Source organism: Pseudarthrobacter linnaei (assembly GCF_055412825.1).
Map to the genome: position 1 here is coordinate 40738 of NZ_JBVAYX010000022.1, position 17424 is coordinate 58161.

Genomic DNA, 17424 nt, shown 5'->3' on the forward strand with positions numbered 1-17424 from the left:
TCCGCACGCCGGGGCCGGATCCCGATCGGCTAATCTGGAGCGGTGACCCTGCGCTTCTATGACACTGCATCCGCCGAAGTCCGCGACTTCGTCCCCCTGGTTCCGGGCAAAGTGAGCCTCTACTATTGCGGCGCCACGGTGCAGGGCATGCCGCACGTCGGGCACATCCGCTCCGCCATCGCCTTTGACCAGCTCACCCGCTGGCTGCAGTACCGCGGCTTCCGGGTCACCGTGGTCCGCAACGTCACCGACATCGACGACAAGATCCTTGCCAAGTCCGCCGCCTCCTTCGGGCCCGACTTCGAGGACGAGCCCGGCGCCGTCCGGAATGAGGAATGGTGGGCGCTGGCCTACCGCTACGAGCAGGAATTCCTCAAGGCCTACGACACCCTGGGTGTCTCCCGGCCCACGTACGAACCGCGCGCCACCGGCCACATCCCGGAAATGCACGCCCTGATCCAGCAGTTGATCGACCGCGGGCACGCCTACCCGGCCCCGGACGGTTCAGGGGATGTCTACTTCGACGTGCGCTCCTGGCACAAGTACGGCTCGCTGACCCGGCAGAAGGTCGATGACATGCAGGGGGCCCCTGACGTGGAAGCCCAGTTCAGCAGCAGGAAGAAGGATCCGCGCGACTTTGCGCTCTGGAAGGGACACAAGGACGGGGAGCCGACGACGGCGAGCTGGGCCTCGCCGTGGGGCGACGGCCGTCCGGGCTGGCACCTTGAATGCTCCGCGATGGTCACCAAGTACCTCGGCGCCGAGTTCGACATCCACGGCGGCGGACTGGACCTCAGGTTCCCGCATCATGAGAACGAGATGGCCCAGTCGCAGGCTGCCGGCCACGGGTTCGCCAACTTCTGGATGCACAACGGCATGGTCACCTACGCCGGCGAGAAGATGTCCAAGTCCATTGGCAACACCGTCAGCCCCGCCGAGATGCTGGAGCTGGCCCCGCCGCGCGTGGTCCGCTACTACCTCGGCCAGGCCCAGTACCGCTCCGTGCTGGACTACCAGCCGTCCTCGCTGCAGGAGGCCGCCGCCGCGGTGGAACGGATCGACGGCTTCATCAGCCGCGCCATCCGGACCCTGGCCGGCGCCGACGGCGGCACCCCGACAAGCTACGGCTTGGCCAGCTACGGCCTTGTCCCCGACGCCTTCGGGGCCGCGATGGACGATGACCTCAACGTCCCGCAGGCCCTGGCGGTGCTCCACGACACCGTCCGCGCCGGCAACACCGCCCTCACCGCCGGGGAACTCGAGGCCGCCCGGCAGGCACTGCTCAGCGTCACCGACATGCTCCGTGTCCTTGGTCTCAGCGACACCGCGGGGCCCGCCGCGGACGAACAAGGCGCCACCGCCCTCGGCGTCCTCGTCGAAGCGCAGCTCGCGGCCCGGGCCAGGGCCCGCGCCAGCAAGGACTGGGCCGCCTCGGACGCCATCCGCGACACCCTCGCCGCCGCCGGCGTCGTTGTCGAGGACGGCCCGGACGGCGCAAACTGGAGCCTCAAGCGCGGCTGATCCGGCCCGGTTCCCGGCGCTGCGCCGGGGCCCGGCAGTGCCACGCGGTCGAGGATTTAACTCGAGTCAGTAGACTGGAGTTCAGACTTATCAACGAATCGCGTATTTAAAAGGGTGGAACTCATGGCCAACAACGGTCGCCGGTCGGTCAAACTGAAGAAGGGCCCCTCCGTCGGAACCGGCGGTCACGGCCGCAAGGCACTTGAGGGCAAGGGGCCGACGCCCAAGGCGGAGGACCGCCCGTACCACAAGGCCCACAAGAACAAACAGCTCGCGGAACGCTCCGCGGCCAAGCGCCCGGGCGCCGCGCGCAACCCCGGCGCCCGTTCCGGCCCCAAGGGCCGCGCCACCGAGGAAGTCGTGACCGGACGCAACTCCGTCGTGGAGGCACTGCGCGCCGGCATCCCGGCCAAGGCCCTGCACGTGGCCATCCGCATCGAGATGGATGACCGCGTCAAGGAGTCCCTCAAGCTGGCGGCCGAGCGCGGCATCCCGCTGCTCGAAACCGGCAAGCCCGAGCTGGACCGGATGACTGACGACGCCATCCACCAGGGCCTCGTATTGCAGATCCCGCCGTACGAATACCAGGATGCCTACGAGCTGGCCGAGGAGACCCTCGCGAGCTGGAAGAAGGGCCACGTCGCCAACGCGCCGCTCTTCGTCGCGCTGGACGGCATCACTGATCCGCGCAACCTCGGCGCGATCATCCGCTCGGTCTCGGCCTTCAGCGGCCACGGCGTCATCGTCCCGGAGCGCCGCTCCGTCGGCGTCACCGCCTCGGCCTGGAAGACCAGCGCGGGAGCCGCCGTCCGCGTCCCCGTGGCACGTGCGGCCAACCTGAACAACACGCTGAAGGCTTTCAAGAACATGGGCATCTATGTTCTCGGGCTCGACGGCGACGGTGACGTTTCGCTGCCCGACCTCGCCCTGGCCACCGAGCCGGTCTGCATCGTTGTCGGTTCCGAGGGCAAGGGCCTCAGCCGCCTGGTCCGCGAAAACTGCGACCAGATCGTCTCCATCCCGATCGACTCTGCGATGGAGTCGCTGAACGCCTCCATGGCCGTGGGCATCTCCCTCTACGAGATCTCCCGCCAGCGCGCCGTCAAGTAGTCCGCTGCCAAGCAACGCGGGGTCACTTCGCGCCCATCCGGGGCCCCAACATGGGCGCGAAGTGACCCCGCGTTGTTAGAATTTGTGGCGGTTGGCGAGGACCGGGAGTTTGGCCCGGGCTTCTTTGACGGTGGCGGGGTCCAGGTTTGCGAACAGCAGGCCCGGGGCGCCGCCGAGCTCTTCCAGGACTTCACCCAGCGGGGAGACGACGACGGAGTGCCCGACGCCGGTGGGCGCCGCCCCCTTCGGCTCGATTCCCTGGCTGGCCGGGTCGCCCTGGCCGCAGGCGAGGACCACAGTGGTCGAATCCAGGGCGCGGGCGCGGGCCAAAAGCTTCCATTGTTCGGCCTTGCCGGGACCGGATCCCCAGGAAGCACAGACAATGTTCACCTCGGCCCCGCGGTCCGCATTCTCGGTGAAGAGACCCGGGAACCGGATGTCGTAGCAGGTCGTCAGGCCGAACGTCACGCCGTTGACTTCGAAGGTGACGGGCTCGGCGCCGGCGTCGACGGTGTCCGATTCGGCGAAGCCGAAGGCATCGAAGAGGTGGATCTTGTCGTAGCTGGCCTCGACCCCGCGGCCGGTGGCCAGGAGGGTGTTGCGCACCTTGCCGCCGTCGTCCGCTGTCCCAGGGGTGAACATCCCGGCGACGATCACGATCCCGTGTTCCGCCGCGATGCTGCGCAGCCGCGATGCCCACGGGCCGTCCAGCGGCTCGGCGATGTCCAGCAGCGAGTTCCCGAAGGCGCGCATGGTGGCCTCGGGGAACACCACGAGCTCCGCCCCGCCTGCTCGGGCGCGGGCCGCGTAGTCCGCCACGAGGGACAGATTTCCGGCCGGATCGCGTCCGGCGATGATTTGAGCGAGTGCAATCCGCACTATTACCTCCAGTTTCGGCGCTTGTCCAAGTATGCAACGCCGCTTTTCCGTAAACTTCACTTCGTCAGGAAATCAGAAACCGGGTCTATTTGTTCGGCCCGCTAAACTCTAAGCAATGGTTATGACCTACGTAGACACAGCCTCCACCGTAGACGCCTCACGGGCGTTTCCGCTGGGAATCAGCGTTCCGAGCACCGGTTCGCCGGCATTGGACGATCCTCGGAGTGCCTTCGCGAACGTGGCTGTCTACGCGCCCGGCGTGGCCACCCTGGAAATTGCCTACCAGGCACCCGGGGGCACCTGGCAGCTCAAGACACTGCCGAACGTGACCGACGGCGTGCACCACGGCATCGTCGAAGGCATCCCGGCCGGTTCGCGCTACGGATTCCGGGCCACCCCCGACCACGAGGCGCTCCCGTTGTCCATGCCCGCGACGGATTTCGACAGCAGCGGCGAGCAGCCGCTGCTGCTGGACCCCTACGGCCGGGCCGTGGACGAGCGTGAGGATTTCATCACGAGCGTCCGGATGGACAGCGATTTCGACTGGGGCAATGACCGCGGTCCCAGGACTCCGTGGCGCAACACCATCATCTACGAGGCGCACGTCCGCGGCCAGACCAAGCTGCACCCCGACGTGCCGGAGGACCTCCAGGGCACTTACGCCGGGCTGGCGCACCCGGCCATGATCGAGCACCTGATCGCGCTGGGAATCACGGCCGTGCAGCTCCTTCCGGTCCACTTCCACGTGGACGAACCGCACCTGCAGAATCTCGGCATGACAAACTACTGGGGCTACAACACTGCCGCGTTCTTCGCCCCGCACCCCGGCTATGCCACCCAGGCCGCGCAGGCAGCGGGCCCGAAGGCCGTCCAGGACGAGTTCAAGGGCATGGTTAAGCTGCTGCACGACGCCGGCCTCGAGGTCATCCTCGACGTCGTCTACAACCACACGGCCGAGGGCGGCAGGGACGGCCGGACCCTCAGCTTCCGGGGTCTGGGTGAAATGGCCTACTACCGCAATGACGGCCACGGCAGGTACGTGGACACCACCGGATGCGGCAACTCCCTGGACTTCGGCGAGCCCCGTGTGGTGCAGCTGGTGCTCGATTCGCTGCGGTACTGGGTGACCGAGTTCCACATCGACGGCTTCCGCTTTGACCTTGCCGTGACGCTGGCCCGCAACGCCGCCAACGAGTTCGATCCCCGGCACCCGTTCCTGGTGGCAATCGGGGCCGACCCGGTGCTGTCGGCCTCCAAGCTCATCGCCGAGCCCTGGGACATCGGCTATGGCGGCTGGCAGACCGGCCGTTTCCCGCCCGGCTGGGTGGACTGGAACGACCACTTCCGCGACGCCGTCCGCAGCTTCTGGCTCGCTGACCGCGCCGCAATCGACGGCGGCGGGCAGGGCGGCTCGGTGGCCCGGCTCGCGGACGCGCTCTCCGGCTCCGCGAGCCTGTTTGAACCGTCCGGCCGGTCCCGGCTCGCTTCGGTCAACCTCGTCACCGCCCATGACGGCTTCACCCTGGCCGACCTTGTGTCCTACGACCGCAAACACAACGAGGCCAACGGGGAACAGAACCGGGACGGGCACGGGGACAACCGCAGCTACAACCACGGCTTCGAGGGCCCCACGGAGGACGAGGATATCCTCGCCCGGCGTGCGCAGTCCAGCCGCAACCTGATGGCGTCGCTGATGATCTCCCAGGGCGTGCCCATGATCACTGCCGGCGACGAGATCGCCCGCACCCAGCAGGGCAACAACAACGCCTACTGCCAGGACAACCCCCTCGCCTGGATCGACTGGACCAGCACGCCCGAATCCCACTCGATGCTGCGCACCACCAAGCGGGTGATCCGGCTCCGCAAGGAGTTCCTGGCCGGGCAGCCGCATGACTACCCGACCCGCGAAAAACAGTCATACTTCCACTGGTTCGACGAGTGCGGCGAGCCGATGGCCGGGGAGCGCTGGCAGGACCCGGGGCACCGGGTGGTGCAGCTGCTGCTCGGGTCCGACGACGGCCATGTGGACGGGCTCGTGGTGGTCAACGGCGGCGCCAAGGACATCAAGGTCACGCTGCCGCTGCTCAGCAATGAGGTGGGGACCGGCAGCCGGCTCTTCGAGCTGCGCCTGACCACCTCGGGGCTCCACGACCGGCGCCAGGGCGTCCGGGTCGCGTCCGGTGAACGGGACGTCGTGCAGGCCAATTCCATCAACATCTACCGCACCTAGCCCGGCCCTCCCTCCAGGCAGAAGGAACACTGCGAATGAAGGTCCAGCGGCTGACTGCCCTGCTTGCCCTGATGTTCGGACTGGCGGTGCTGGCATTCGTGCTGGCAGGGGTCCCGGGGGCCGGAACGACGCCGTCCGACGCCGGCACGCCGGGCGCCGGCCCGGCGGCGTCCGGTACCGCCCGGCCCAGTACCGTCCAGCCGCGCACTGCTGAGCCCGGGGCTTCCGCACCGGCTGCCCCGCCTGCACCCGCCAACCCGTCCGGGCTGCCGGAGGTGAAGGCCTCGGAGCTTCCCGCCGAAGCGCGCCAGACCCTCGCGCTCATCGCCAGGGGAGGGCCGTATCCCTACAGCAGGGACGACGTCACGTTCGGCAACTTCGAGCGCATTCTTCCGCGGAAGCCATCCGGCTATTACAGGGAATACACGGTCAGGACCCCGGGTGAATCCGACCGTGGAGCCCGACGGATCGTGGCCGGGCAAGCCGGCGGGAAATACTACACACCGGACCATTACAACTCGTTCAAATTCATCATCGAAGGCCAGTAAGGAACCCATGAAGATCTACTCCGCAGACACCTGGACCATCGAGGAACTGCAGGCCCTGGTGGCGGACGCCGGACGGCGCGCCGTGCTGATTCCCGCCGCCGACACCAAACGGACGGTCCTCGAGACGTTCGCGGAGACCCTGGACTTCCCGGCGGACTATGGCGTGAACCTGGACGCGCTCAACGACTCCCTGCACGACTTCGCCGATGCCGTCGCCGACGACGGCCAGTCCCCGATCACCTTCATCTGGGAGGTGCCGGCTGCGTTCCGCTCGGACCGGGCGTTCGGTGTCATCTGCGAAATCCTGCAGGACGCCGAACGCTACGCCGGCAGGAGCCTGGCCGTCATTGCCGTTTGCCTCTGAGCCCGGATAGACACCAGCGCCGCATCCCGGGCTTCCGGCGTGCGGCGCTGGTGTTGATCGTCCCGGCGTCCCGGCGTGCCGGCAGCCGGCCAGCGGCTCAGGCGTTGACGATCAGGCCCAGCTCCGCCTTGGACGCAAGGGCCTCATGCTTCGGGAGCACACGGACCGTGTAGCCAAAGGAACCGGACCGGTCGATCACCAGGGTTCCGCTGAAGAGGTGCCGGCCCCTGCCGAGGTCTTCCACCGCTTTGAGCTCGGCCACGGTGACGTCGGCCAGTTCGTCGCTGTCCTCCGCCTTGCCGTAGGCAACCTCGACGGAGACATCATCCGGGGTGACGTCGTGCAGGGCCACGTAAGCGTTGACCTGGAGGATATCGCCGATCTGCGGGTCCTCCGAGACGCCTACCGAGTCCACATGCTCCACCTGAATCTGCGGCCAGGATGCCCGGACCCGGGAAATCCAGGCCGCGAGAGCCTTGGCCTCGGCAAAATTGTCCGCTCCGGCCCGGCGGCCAGCGACGGCGGCCGGCCGGTACAGGACGTTGACGTAGTCCTTGAGCATCCGGTCCGCGGAGACCGCCGGGCCCAGATGGGACATGGTGTGCTTGATCATCGAAACCCAATGCGTGGGCACCGTCTGCCGGCCCGGCTGGGAAGGCCCGGCGGCACCGGCGCCGTCCGACACCGTCAGCCCGTAGAAGCGGGGGGCCACCTGCGTCTCCAGCAACTCGTACAGCGCAGCCGCCTCGATGTCATCGCGTTCCTCGGGGGAGGCGTCGTTGTTCGCGGTCGGAATCGCCCAGCCGTTCTCGCCGTCGAACATCTCATCCCACCAGCCGTCCAGGACCGAGAGGTTGAGCGAGCCGTTCAGGGCGGCCTTCATGCCGGAGGTGCCGCACGCCTCGAGCGGGCGCAGCGGATTGTTCAGCCACACGTCGCACCCCGGGAACAGGGTCCGGGCCATGGCGATGTCGTAGTTGGGCAGGAACACGATCCGGTGCCGGACCGCCGGGTCGTCGGTGAACCGGACGAGGTCCTGGATCATCTTCTTGCCCGCGTCATCGGCCGGGTGCGACTTGCCCGCAATGACCAGCTGGATCGGGTGGGTCTTGTGCAGCAGCAGGGCTTTAAGCCGCTCGGGTTCGCGCAGCATCAGGGTGAGCCGCTTGTAGGTCGGCACACGCCGGGCGAAGCCGATGGTCAGGACGTCCGGATCCAGCACGGCATCCGTCCACGCGAGCTCAGCGTCGGCTGCGCCGCGCTTCTTCCAGGCGGCCCGGAGCCGTCGCCGGACGTCCTCCACGAGGGACACCCGCATCTCCCGGCGCAGGGCCCAGAGGTCCTCGTCGCTGACGTTGTAGGCGAGGTCCCAGCGGCCCTGCTCTTCCGCGTCGGCGCCGAACCGCTCACGCGCCAGTGCCGTGACGCGCGGGTCCACCCAGGTGGGCACGTGCACACCGTTGGTGACCGAGGTGATAGGCACCTCCGAGTGGTCGAACCCGGGCCACAGCGCCGAGAACATTCCGCGGGACACCACACCGTGCAGCTTGGCCACGCCGTTGGCACGCTGGGCCAGCCGCAGGCCCATCACGGCCATGTTGAACACGAACGGGTTGCCATCCGTGTAGTCCTCGCGGCCCAGGTTCAGGATCTTTGCCACCGGCACGTCCGGGGCCAGCCCGGCGTCGAAGAAGTGCTGGATCTGCGAGACCTCGAAGCGGTCAATGCCGGCCGGGACGGGGGTGTGGGTCGTGAACACGGTGGAGGCGCGGCCGGCGGCCAGCGCCTCTTGCCAGCTCAGCGGCTCTTCGGCGGACATCATTTCCTGGATCCGCTCCACGCCGAGGAATCCTGCGTGGCCTTCGTTGGTGTGGAAGACTTCCGGCGCGGGGCTGCCGGTGAGTTTCTGGAAGACACGCAGTGCCTTCACCCCGCCCATGCCGAGCAGGAGTTCCTGCTGGAGCCGGTGGTCGCCGCCGCCGCCGTACAGGCGGTCCGTGATCCCGCGTGCAGCCTCGTCGTTGCCCGGAACGTTGGAGTCCAGCAGCAGCAGCGGGACACGCCCGACGTCGGCGCGCCAGACGTGCGCCAGCAGCCGCCGGCCGTTGGGCAGCGGCAGCGAAATCTGGATGGGCTTGCCGTTGCCGTCAGCAGAGGACTCGCGCAGGAGCGTCAGCGGCAGCCCGTCCGGATCCAGGACCGGATAGGTTTCCTGCTGCCAGGCGTCACGGGACAGCGACTGCTTGAAATAGCCCGCCTGGTACAGCAGGCCGACGCCGATCAGCGGCACGCCCAGGTCCGAGGCTGCCTTCAGGTGGTCGCCGGCGAGGATGCCGAGGCCGCCGGAGTACTGCGGCAACACTTCGGTGATGCCGAACTCGGGGGAGAAGTAGGCGATGCACGCCGGTGCGCCGTCGCCGAGGCTCTGGTACCACCGGGGCGCCTCGAGATACCGGTCGAGGTCCTCGGCAGCCGCGTGGACCCGTCGCACCACGTCCAGGTCCGCGGCGAGGCGCTGCAGCTCCTCCCGGCTCACCAGGCCGAGGAAGGTCACGGGATCGTGGTCGCTCTGCGCCCAGATCTTCGGGTTCAGGCCCTCGAAAAGCTCCCGGGTGGGCCGGTGCCAGGACCACCGGAGGTTGGTGGCCAGCCTGGCCAGCGGCCGGATCGACTCGGGAAGTACGGTTCGGACGGTAAATCTGCGGATTGCCTTCACCTGCGAAACACTAACCGACAAGTTGGAGGCTCGGAACCGGTTTAAGTTTCTTTCGCATAAATGACGTTCCGGCCCCCGGGAAACCCCGGAAAAAGTGAGCAGGCTTAGCAATCTGGCCGATTTGTCGATAACGTCGTGGCTGTGACGACTAACCCGCGAACCAGTGCCGTGTCCAAGCAAAAGCCTAAGGCCCTGATGACGGAGGGCCTTCGCTTTGGCCGTTTCCCGATCACCGCCGTGCAGCCTGCCGTTGAAGGCGGCAAATTCCCCGCCAAAGCCTCGGTGGGGGAAACCCTGGTGGTAGGCGCCACCGCCTTCCGTGAGGGCCACGACCGGCTCGGTGTCAGCGCCGTCCTGCTCGACCCCCGGGGAAAGGAACGCCAGCGCGTCCGCCTCTCCACGCCCCGGGGCCCGCGCGGCATGGGAACCGACCGCTGGGAAGGGCTCCTGACCCCCTCCGGCACCGGCGACTGGTCCTTTGTGATCGAGGCCTGGCACGACAGCTATGGCACGTGGCACCACAACGCCGAGGTGAAGGTGGAAGCCGGGATCGACGTCGAGCTGATGCTCGCAGAGGGCGCCGCGCTGCTCGCCGCGGCCTCCGAGGACTCCTCCCGCCCGTCCGGGGACCGGCGGACCCTGCGGATGGCCGTCGTCGGGCTCAACGACACCAGCAAGACCGCTGAGGAACGCCTCGCCGCAGGATTCAGCGCTGAGGTCGCCGCCGTCATCGAACGCCAGCCGATCCGCGAGCAGATCACCGTTTCCGAGAAGTACCCCCTGCTGGTGGAGCGGGAGCTCGCCGCCAGGGGCGCCTGGTACGAGTTCTTCCCCCGGTCCGAGGGCGCCGTCCGCAACCACGAAACGGGTGAGTGGACCTCCGGAACCTTCCGCACCGCCGCCCAGCGCCTCGACGCCGTCGCGGCCATGGGCTTCGATATCATCTACATGCCGCCGATCCACCCGATCGGCAGCCAGCACCGCAAGGGCCCGAACAACACCCTGCTCGCCGGACCGCACGATCCCGGCTCCCCCTGGGCCATCGGGGCCAGGGAGGGCGGCCACGACGCCATCCACCCGGATTTGGGCACCTTCGAGGACTTCGATGCCTTCGTGGCGCGGGCCGGAGAGCTGGGCCTGGAAGTGGCCCTGGACTTTGCCCTGCAGGCCGCGCCGGACCACCCCTGGGTCGAAAGCCACCCCGAGTGGTTCACCACCCGCGTCGACGGCAGCATTGCCTACGCGGAGAACCCGCCGAAAAAATACCAGGACATCTTCCCGCTCAACTTCGACAACGATCCCGCGGGCCTGTCCAATGAGATCCTGCGCATTGTCTTCCTCTGGGTGAGCCACGGCGTCAAGATCTTCCGCGTCGACAACCCGCACACCAAGCCGGTGTGGTTCTGGGAATGGCTGATCGCCAAGGTCAACAAGAAGCACCCCGACGTCGTCTTCCTCGCCGAGGCCTTCACCCGCCCGGCCATGATGCACGCACTGGGCCGTGCCGGCTTCCAGCAGTCCTACACCTACTTCACCTGGCGGAACACCAAGGAGGAGCTGGAGGAATACTTCCAGGAGGTCAGCCACGAGTCCCCTGCCTACTTCCGGCCTAACTTCTTCGTCAACACCCCGGACATCCTGACCGAATTCCTGCAGTACGGCGGTCCGCCCGCGTTCAAGATCCGGGCGGCGCTCGCTGCCACCGCGAGTCCCAGCTGGGGCGTCTACGCCGGCTTCGAACTCTTTGAGCACGTGGCCCGGCCCGGTGCCGAGGAGTACATCGACAACGAGAAGTTCGAGTACAAGGCCCGCGACTGGGACGCGGCGGCCGAATCCGGCCGGACGCTGGCCCCGTACCTGACCCGGCTGAACACGATCCGGCGCGCCCACCCCGCCCTGGGGGACCTGCAGAACCTGACGGTGCACGAGAGCACGGACAACGCCACCGTCGTCTATTCGAAGCACAAGACCCTCCCCGACGGCACCAAGGACACCCTGATCATCGTCGTCAACGTGGATCCGCACGGCATCCGCGAAAGCACGGTCACGCTGGATCTGGCGGCGCTGGAGCTCGACGCGGACGACCTGACGCACAATGGCCGGTTCATGGTGGATGATCTGGTGACCGGCGAGAGCTGGGAATGGGGAGAATACAACTACGTCCGGCTGGACGCCCATGTCGAGCCAGCGCACATTCTTAGCATCCGGAGGCACCACCAGTGAGTTTCAGCCCGTCAAATCCCAACCAGCACTACAGCTCGAAGGGATCCTATGAGTTGAACGCGCCCGGCCTCCAACACGATCCGCACTGGTACCGCAAGGCGGTCTTCTACGAGGTGCTGGTCCGCGGCTTTGCCGACGGAAACGGCGACGGCTCCGGCGACTTCCACGGGCTGATCGAGAAGCTGGACTACCTTCAGTGGCTCGGCGTCGATTGCCTGTGGCTCCCGCCGTTCTTCCAGTCCCCGCTCCGTGACGGCGGCTACGACATCTCGGATTACAACTCCGTGCTCGACGAGTTCGGCACCATCAGCGATTTCAAGCGCCTCGTCGCGGAAGCCCACGCCCGCGGCGTCCGCGTGATCATTGACCTTCCGCTGAACCACACCTCCGACCAGCACCCCTGGTTCCAGGAGTCCCGCAAGGATCCCGACGGACCGTTCGGCGATTTCTACGTCTGGAGCGATACGGACGAGAAATACGAAGATGCCCGCATCATCTTCGTGGACACCGAGGAATCCAACTGGACCTTCGACCCGATCCGGCGCCAATTCTTCTGGCACCGCTTCTTCAGCCACCAGCCGGACCTCAACTTCGAGAACCCCAAAGTCATCGATGCCCTCTTCGACGTCGTGCGCTTCTGGCTGGACCAGGGCATCGACGGCTTCCGCGCTGACGCCATCCCGTACCTCTTCGAGGAGGAAGGCACCAACTGCGAGAACCTGCCGCAGACCCACGAGTTCCTCCGCAAGCTGCGCAAGATGGTCGATGAAAGTTACCCGGGCCGCGTAATCATCGCCGAGGCCAACCAGCCGCCGGCCGAAGTGGTTGAGTACTTCGGGACCGAAGCGGAACCGGAATGCCACATGGCCTTCCACTTCCCGATCATGCCGCGCCTGTACTACGCGCTGCGGGACCAGAAGGCCGCCCCCATCATCGAGACGATGAAGGACACCCCGGCGATTCCCGAAGGCGCCCAGTGGGGCACTTTCCTGCGGAACCACGACGAGCTGACGCTGGAAATGGTGACCGCCGACGAGCGCGCGGCCATGCTTGGCTGGTACGCACCGGACCCGCGCATGCGCGCCAACATCGGGATCCGCCGCCGGCTCGCGCCGCTGCTGGACAATTCCCGCTCGGAGATCGAGCTCATCAACGCCCTGCTGCTGTCCCTGCCCGGCAGCCCGTTCCTCTACTACGGGGACGAGATCGGCATGGGGGACAACATCTGGCTCGAGGACCGCGACGCCGTGCGCACCCCGATGCAATGGAACCCGGATCGCAACGCCGGGTTCTCCAGCGCGGACCCCGGCAAGCTGTACCTGCCGGTGATCCAGTCGCTGGTCTACAACTACAGCATGGCCAACGTCGAGGCCGAGGCCGCCCACTCGGGCTCGCTGCTGCGTTGGACGCGCCAGATCCTCAGCGTCCGGAAGAACCACCCCGCCTTCGGGCTGGGCGGCTTTGAGCATGTCGAGGCGGACCACGACGTCGTCCTTGCCTACCTGCGCGAACTGCCGGAAGGCAACTCGGCCGGCGAGGACGGCGAAACTATCCTGTGCGCCTTCAACCTGTCCCAGCATCCGGTGGCCACCACGCTGCGGGTGCCGCGGTTCGCGGGACGCGGCCTCCGGGACGTGTTCGGCGGCCAGGCATTCCCGGGGATCTCCGACGACGGAACCCTGACGCTGACCCTGGGCAGCCACGACTTCTTCTGGCTGCGGATCCGTTCTGCTGCCTCCAACCCGACATCGCCCCACACCCAGGCCATGCCGATCCTTTCCATCGAAGGCTGACATGTCTCGACCCACCCTTACCCCGGCCCTGAGCGGACTGCTCGGCGGCTGGCTTCCGCGCCAGCGCTGGTTCCCCGTCAAGAGCGCTGCGTTCAGTTTCGAGCAGGCCGGGGGACTGCGCCTGGCCGGCGGTCCGGGCGGCGCTTCAGCCGTCGCGGACCTTGAGGTGCTGCTGCTGGCCGTTAGCTACCCGACGCCGGACGGCTCGCGGACCGACGTCGTGCAGGTCCCGCTCAGCATCCGCCGCGCGCCCCTGCCAGGGGCGGAATCGGCGCTGATCGGGCAGCTTTCCGACGCCGTCCCCGCCGGCGCTGAGGGCCAGGAAGCCGGAGCTCCCGGCGCCCTGTGGATTTACGACGGCGTCCACGACGCCGGGTTCATCGCGGCGTGGCTGGAACTCATGCGCCACGGCGGGACCACCCCGGCCGGAAACGCCACCGGCCACCTCGTGGAGTCCGGCTACGTCCTGCCCCGCGCCACCGGCGTCGTCAAGGTCCTCTCCGGGGAGCAGTCGAACACTTCCGTGATCGTCGACGACGGCGAGTCAGCCGCGATCCTGAAGTTCTTCCGGGTGCTCTCCGAGGGCCAGAACCCGGAGGTGGAAATCGGCGCCGCCCTGACCGCAGAGCGCACCGTTGAAGTGCCGGCCACCCTCGGCTGGGTGACCGGGGAGTGGGCAGAGGCACCCGCCGGGGCGCCGAACGCCCGCCCCGCGCGCTGCGAACTGGCCGTGGCGCACGAGTTCCTCGCCGGCGGCCTGGACGCCTGGGCATTGGCCGTCGACGCGGCGAGTAAAGGCCGGGATTTCACCGTCGAAGCCCGCGACCTGGGCGCCGCGACCGCCACGGTGCACCGCCGGCTGGCCCAGGCACTGGGCATCGCTTCCGAATCGGTGCCGGGCGGCGACATTGCGCCCGGCGTAGCACAGCGGGTGCGGCAGTCCTGGGCGCAGGCCGGGCCCGCTGTCGGCCCTTATGGTGCGGCGCTGGACCGGCTCCTGGAGCGCCTCCAGGGCAGCGGCGCCGGACCCCTGCAGCGGATCCACGGTGACCTCCACCTTGGCCAGATCCTGCAGGTTCCGGGCGGCGCCGGGAAGGCGCCGCGCTGGGCCATCCTCGACTTCGAGGGGGAACCCCTCCGGCCCATCTCAGAACGCAATTTCCCCGACGTACCGCTGCGTGACGTCGTCGGAATGCTGCGGTCTTTTGACTACGCAGCCGGAGCGGCCGTCCGCGAGCAGCCGGAGGCGGACGTCCCGGCGGCCTGGGTGGACGACTGTGCCGAAGCCTTCCTGGCCGGCTACGCCGAAGTCATCCCCGGCGGCATCGACCGCGATTCCCCGCTCTTCGTTGCGCTGTGGCTCGACAAGGCCCTGTACGAAGTCATCTACGAACTACGGAACAGGCCGGACTGGCTCTCCATTCCGGTCCACGCATCACGTCGTCTCCTCGGCAGTACAGGCTCCGGCGTTCCTGCCGAAGCCGCAGCGGAAGGTATTGAAATGACAGGTTCAGCACGTATCGATCGTCCCGGAAGTCCCCTGCCAGTGGATGCGGACACCCTGGCGAGGGTCGCCGCCGGCGAACACCACGCGCCGCACTCGGTCCTGGGCGCGCACCTCGATGACCACGGCCACGTCACTATCCGCACGGTCAAGCACCTCGCCGAAGCCGTCTCCGTTGTGACGGCGGCCGGCACTTTCCCGATGATGCACGAGTCCGGCGGGGTGTGGGTTGCCGTGCTGGAGCCGCTGGAGACGGGCCACGTGCCCGACTACCGGCTGGAAGTCAGCTACGAGGGCAAGGCGCCGGAGCCCGCGGACGACCCGTACCGGTACCTGCCCACCATTGGCGAGCTCGACCTTCACCTGATCGGCGAAGGCCGCCACGAGCGCCTCTGGGATGTGCTCGGCGCGCACGTCCAGCACTACAAGTCCGCCCTGGGCGACGTCGACGGCGTGTCCTTCGCCGTGTGGGCGCCGAACGCCCAGGCAGTCCGCGTCAAGGGCGATTTCAACGGCTGGGACGGCCGTCAGCACTCGATGCGGTCCCTCGGCTCCTCCGGAGTCTGGGAAGTCTTTATCCCCGGCGTTTTGGCAGGGGCGTGCTACAAATTCGAGATCCGGACCAGCCACGGCTTCTGGGTCGAGAAGGCGGATCCGCTGGCCTTTGGCACGGAGGTTCCGCCGCTGACGGCATCGCGTGTCGTGGAGCCCGCCTATGCCTTCCGGGATGCGGAGTGGATGGAAGCCCGCGCCGCACGGGATCCGCACAACTCGCCGATGAGCGTCTATGAAGTGCACCTCGGCTCCTGGCGGGTCGGGCTCAGCTACCGGGAACTGGCCAAGGAACTGGTCGAATACGTCAAGTGGCTTGGCTTCTCGCATGTGGAGTTCATGCCGGTCGCGGAGCACCCGTTCGGCGGGTCCTGGGGCTATCAGGTCACGTCCTACTTCGCCCCGACGTCGCGCTTCGGCCACCCCGACGAATTCCGGTACCTCGTGGATGAACTCCACCAGGCCGGCATCGGTGTGCTGCTGGACTGGGTGCCGGCGCACTTCCCCAAGGATGAGTGGGCACTGGCCCGGTTCGACGGCGAAGCGCTGTATGAGCACTCCGACCCCAACCTGGGCGAGCACCCGGACTGGGGAACGCTCATCTTTGACTACGGCCGCAGTGAGGTGCGCAACTTCCTGGTCGCGAACGCGCTCTACTGGCTCGACGAATTCCACATCGACGGCCTGCGCGTGGATGCAGTGGCGTCGATGCTCTATCTCGACTACTCCCGCGAGGAGGGGCAGTGGCAGCCGAACCGCTTCGGCGGGCGGGAAAACCTCGAGGCCATCTCCTTCCTGCAGGAGGTCAACGCCACGGTCTACAAAACGCACCCCGGTGCGGTCATGATCGCCGAGGAATCCACCGCCTTCCCCGGTGTCACGGCGCCCACAAGCCAGGGCGGCCTGGGTTTCGGGATCAAGTGGAACATGGGCTGGATGCATGACTCGCTCAAATATATGGCCGAGGATCCCTTCAACCGCCGGTGGCACCACGGGACCGTCACCTTCTCCCTGGTCTACGCCTTCACGGAGAACTTCCTGCTGCCGATCAGCCATGACGAGGTCGTGCACGGCAAGGGTTCGATGCTGCGGAAGATGCCGGGGGACCGCTGGCAGCAGCTGGCGAACCTGCGTGCCTTCCTGGGCTACCAGTGGGCCCACCCGGGCAAGCAGCTGATCTTCATGGGCACCGAATTCGGCCAGGAAGCTGAATGGTCCGAGCAGCACGGCCTGGACTGGTGGCTGGCGGAGAATCCGGCGCACCGCGGGATACAGCTCCTGACCAAGGACCTCAATGAGCTCTACACCGCCACCCCGGCGCTCTACGAGCAGGATAACGATCCCGCCGGCTTCCAGTGGATCAACGGCGGGGACTCCAACCGCAACGTCCTGACCTTCATCCGCCGGGATACCGCGGGCAACCCGCTGGTGTGTGCGTTCAACTTCTCGGGGGCCCCCCATGCGGACTTCCGGTTGGGGGTCCCCTCGGCGGGGCAGTGGCAGGAAGTGCTGAACACCGACGCCGACGTGTACGGCGGTTCCGGTGTCCTGAACGAGGGGACCCTCACGGCCCCGGATCTGGCCATCGACGGCCAGCCGGCCACCCTTAGTGTCACGCTGCCCCCGCTGGGTGCCGCGTTCTTCAAACCGGTGGGCTGACGCCGGACTGCCGCCCGTAACGGCCGGCTCGGCGTCGTCGAAGGGCCCGGAATCCCCGCGATTCCGGGCTTTTTGATGCCCTGCCGCAGCCCGCCTTGGGGCGTCTTTGTCAGTAGGGCGAAGTGGTGGTAGAGTTTATTTCCGCGCTGCTCCCCGGAGTTGAACGGCCACCATGACCCAGATGCCTCACGGCAAGACTGAGTCGGGATCGCCGATTTGACAAGGGTGAAGCGGCCGGGTAAGTTTGGGAAGTTGCTCCGGAGCGATCCACGGCTGAGGTTGTGGTGGTGCCGGGTGTGTCTGTTGTTTGAGAACTCAATAGTGT

Annotated in this window: 10 protein-coding genes; 8 read left to right on the plus strand and 2 right to left on the minus strand. The window is 67.4% G+C overall.

From position 1 onward, the window contains the following. The first annotated feature begins 42 nt into the window (after positions 1–42). The gene (cysS, locus tag ACZYZ3_RS15930; RefSeq protein ID WP_463964785.1) at positions 43–1521 is read left to right on the plus strand and encodes a cysteine--tRNA ligase; all 1479 of its coding nucleotides are present in this window, start codon (positions 43–45) and stop codon (positions 1519–1521) included. A gap of 123 nt (positions 1522–1644) precedes the next feature. Then, entirely contained in the window at positions 1645–2631 is a 987-nt protein-coding gene (gene rlmB / locus ACZYZ3_RS15935; protein WP_463964786.1) for a 23S rRNA (guanosine(2251)-2'-O)-methyltransferase RlmB, read from the plus strand. Between the two features lie 75 nt (positions 2632–2706). On the opposite strand, the gene ACZYZ3_RS15940 is transcribed toward rlmB, so the two are convergent. Next, entirely contained in the window at positions 2707–3510 is an 804-nt protein-coding gene (locus ACZYZ3_RS15940) for a carbon-nitrogen hydrolase family protein (protein WP_463964787.1), read from the minus strand. A 115-nt stretch (positions 3511–3625) separates the two neighbouring features. On the opposite strand from ACZYZ3_RS15940, the gene glgX reads away from it, so the two are divergent. From glgX to ACZYZ3_RS15955, 3 genes are read left to right on the plus strand one after another with little or no spacing between them, the layout of a single operon-like run. Further along, complete coding sequence (gene glgX, locus ACZYZ3_RS15945; RefSeq protein WP_463964788.1) at positions 3626–5740, plus strand: glycogen debranching protein GlgX; 2115 nt, start codon at positions 3626–3628, stop codon at positions 5738–5740. A 35-nt stretch (positions 5741–5775) separates the two neighbouring features. Then, positions 5776–6288 (plus strand): guanyl-specific ribonuclease, encoded by a 513-nt coding sequence (locus tag ACZYZ3_RS15950; RefSeq protein WP_463964789.1) that lies wholly within the window; start codon positions 5776–5778, stop codon positions 6286–6288. A gap of 7 nt (positions 6289–6295) precedes the next feature. Then, entirely contained in the window at positions 6296–6652 is a 357-nt protein-coding gene (locus ACZYZ3_RS15955; protein WP_463964790.1) for a barstar family protein, read from the plus strand. 97 nt (positions 6653–6749) lie between these two features. Here the strand turns inward: ACZYZ3_RS15955 and glgP are convergent, their stop codons facing one another. Further along, positions 6750–9368, minus strand: a complete 2619-nt coding sequence (gene glgP, locus ACZYZ3_RS15960; protein WP_463964791.1) for an alpha-glucan family phosphorylase — start codon at positions 9366–9368, stop codon at positions 6750–6752. A gap of 195 nt (positions 9369–9563) precedes the next feature. Here glgP and ACZYZ3_RS15965 point away from each other — a divergent pair, with 195 nt between their 5' ends. Genes ACZYZ3_RS15965 through ACZYZ3_RS15975 form a run of 3 tightly spaced genes read left to right on the plus strand, consistent with a single transcriptional unit; the run spans position 9564 to position 17099 of the window. Continuing rightward, positions 9564–11591 carry an alpha-1,4-glucan--maltose-1-phosphate maltosyltransferase gene (locus ACZYZ3_RS15965; protein ID WP_463964796.1) on the plus strand — a complete coding sequence of 676 codons (2028 nt, stop codon included), beginning with the start codon at positions 9564–9566 and terminating at the stop codon, positions 11589–11591. Further along, positions 11588–13384, plus strand: coding sequence for a maltose alpha-D-glucosyltransferase (treS, locus tag ACZYZ3_RS15970; RefSeq protein ID WP_463964792.1), 1797 nt, complete (start codon positions 11588–11590; stop codon positions 13382–13384). The genes ACZYZ3_RS15965 and treS overlap by 4 nt, the downstream gene beginning before the upstream one ends. A 1-nt stretch (position 13385) precedes the next feature. Continuing rightward, complete coding sequence (locus ACZYZ3_RS15975) at positions 13386–17099, plus strand: 1,4-alpha-glucan branching enzyme (protein ID WP_463964793.1); 3714 nt, start codon at positions 13386–13388, stop codon at positions 17097–17099. The last annotated feature ends 325 nt before the right edge of the window (positions 17100–17424 follow it).